Origin of the sequence: Falsiroseomonas oryzae, assembly GCF_027856955.1 — a bacterium.
GTDB lineage: Bacteria > Pseudomonadota > Alphaproteobacteria > Acetobacterales > Acetobacteraceae > Falsiroseomonas > Falsiroseomonas oryzae.
The window spans coordinates 1-2,130 of record NZ_JAPSMD010000664.1 but is presented as its reverse complement, the minus strand read 5'-3'; the positions used below and the strand labels follow the sequence as shown (position 1 = coordinate 2,130).

Genomic DNA, 2,130 nt, shown 5'->3' with positions numbered 1-2,130 from the left:
CGTCTCCGGCCCGCGCAGCCGCGCATGGGGCGGCGGCGGCACCGGCAGCGCCGCCAGGCGCTGCGCGATCTCCGCGGCGCTGGCGCGGGCCAGCACGCCCATCCAGCGTCGGCGGGCGGCGTTCGGGTCGGGGTCCGGGGGCATCTCGGCGGCCAGATTTGTCTAGACGACTAGTCGCGCAAGAGGCTACGGGTCAAGCGTGAAACTGGCATCCCCGCGGGACCGGAAGGTTGAAGTTTCCATGACGGACGGCGCGCCCGGCAGCCTGCCGGCCAGCCTCGCGCGGCGCGAGGGCGTCGCGCTGTGGCGGCAGATCCAGCAGACGCTGGAGGCGGAGATCGCGGCCGGCCGCGTCCCCCCGGGCGCCCGCCTGCCGACCGAGGCGGAACTCTCCGCGCGTTTCTCCGTCAACCGCCACACCGTGCGCCGCGCCATGGAGGAGCTGGAAGGCCGCGGCCTCGTGCGCATCGAGCACGGCCGCGGCAGCTTCGTGGCGGAGGACGTGCTGGACTACCGGCTCGGTCCCCGCACCCGCTTCTCGGAGAACATCCGCCGCGAGAACCGCGAGCCGGAGGGCCGCATCCTGCGCATCGCGGAGATGCCGGCGGAGGCCGCGCTGGCCGAGCAGCTCGGCCTGCGCCGCGGCCGGCCGGTGATCGTGGCGGAGCGCCTGGCGCTGGCCGATGGCCGCCCCGTGGTGCTCGGCACCCACCATTTCCCCGCCGCGCGCTTCCCGCAACTGGCCGCGCTGCTGGCGGACAACCCCTCGATCTCGGCCGCGCTGGCCGCCTGTGGCGTGCCGGACTACCGGCGCCTCGTCACCCGCGTCACCGCACGCCTGCCCACGCCGGAGGAGGCCGAGCTGCTGCAGCAGTCGCGCAGCCGCCCGGTGCTGGTGACGGAGGCGGTGAACGTGGACCCCGAGGGCGCGGTGGTCGATGTCACGCATGCCCGCTATGCCGCCGGGCGTGTGCAGCTCATCGTGGAGTCCTGAAGGCCGCATGGACTGGGTGATCGCGGGCGGCGAGACGCTGCTCGAGGGCCGTCTCGCGCGGTCCGACCTGGCGCTGTCCGTCGGGACGATCGCAGCGGCGGCGCCGCATGGCGCGCGCCGCTTCGACGCCGCCGGGCTTCTGGTGATGCCGGGCATCGTGGACATCCATGGCGACGCGCATGAGCGCCAGATGCAGCCGCGCCCGGGCATCGCCGTCCCGCCGGCCATGGCGCTGCGCGACAGCACGGCGCAATTGCTCGCGTCCGGCATCACCACGGCCTATCTCGGCGTCACCCTCTCCTGGGAGCCGGGGCTGCGCGGCATCGAGGCCTGGCGCGCCACGCTGGCGGCGGTGGAGGCGGCGCGCCACGCAGCGGGCCTGGACCTGCGCATCCACTGCCGCTTCGAGGCCGACAACCTCGACGCGGTGGAGGAGCTGCTGGCCGACATCGCCGCCGGCCGGGTCCATCTGCTGGGCTACAACGACCACACGCCGGCGATCATCCGGCGCCTGGGCGACGCGAGGCAGGTCGCGAAGTATGCCGGCCGCGCCGGATTGCCGCCGGAGCGCTTCGTCGCGCTCGCGGAGCGCGCCTGGGAGCGTCGGCCGGAGGTGCCGGCGGCGCGCGACCGGCTGGCCTCCGCGGCGCGCGCCGCCGGCATCCCGATGCTCAGCCACGACGACGACACGCCGGAGACGCGCGCCGGCTTCCGCGCGCTGGGCGCGACCATCTGCGAATTCCCGGTGACGGAGGCGGTGGCGGAAGCCGCACGCGCGGCGGGCGACCATGTCGTGATGGGCGCGCCGAACGTGGTGCGCGGCGGCAGCCATATCGGCTGGTCCGCCGCGGCGCCGCTGGCGGAGCGCGGCGTCGTCACCGTGCTGGCCTCCGACTATGTCTGGCCGTCGCTGCCGGAAGCCGCCTTCGTGCTGGCGGACCGCGGCGTGCTGGACCTGCCGGCCGCCTGGGCGCTCGTGTCCGGCAACCCGGCGGCGGCGCTCGGCCTGGCCGATCGCGGCCGTCTAGCGCCCGGGCTGCGTGGCGACGTGGTCGTGGTGGACCCGGAGGCGCGCGCCCCGGTCGCGACCTTCGCCGCCGGGCGGCTCGCTTGGCTCTCGCCGGCCGGCGCCAGCC

At 75.9% G+C, this 2,130-nt stretch carries 2 protein-coding genes; both read left to right on the top strand.

What is annotated here, in order from left to right; genetic code table 11:
• Nucleotides 1–241: 241 nt before the first annotated feature.
• On the top strand, nucleotides 242–994 hold the full coding sequence (gene phnF / locus OZN99_RS30320) for a phosphonate metabolism transcriptional regulator PhnF (RefSeq protein WP_270938933.1): 753 nt from the start codon (nucleotides 242–244) through the stop codon (nucleotides 992–994).
• Nucleotides 995–1,001: 7 nt separating this feature from the next.
• On the top strand, nucleotides 1,002–2,130 hold a 1,129-nt coding region (locus OZN99_RS30315; RefSeq protein WP_270938932.1), incomplete at its 3' end, for an alpha-D-ribose 1-methylphosphonate 5-triphosphate diphosphatase.

Coding starts and splice junctions, on each gene's coding strand:
- phnF (WP_270938933.1), top strand. CDS start 242: ATGACGGACGGCGCGCCCGGCAGCCTGCCGGCCAGCCTCGCGCGGCGC.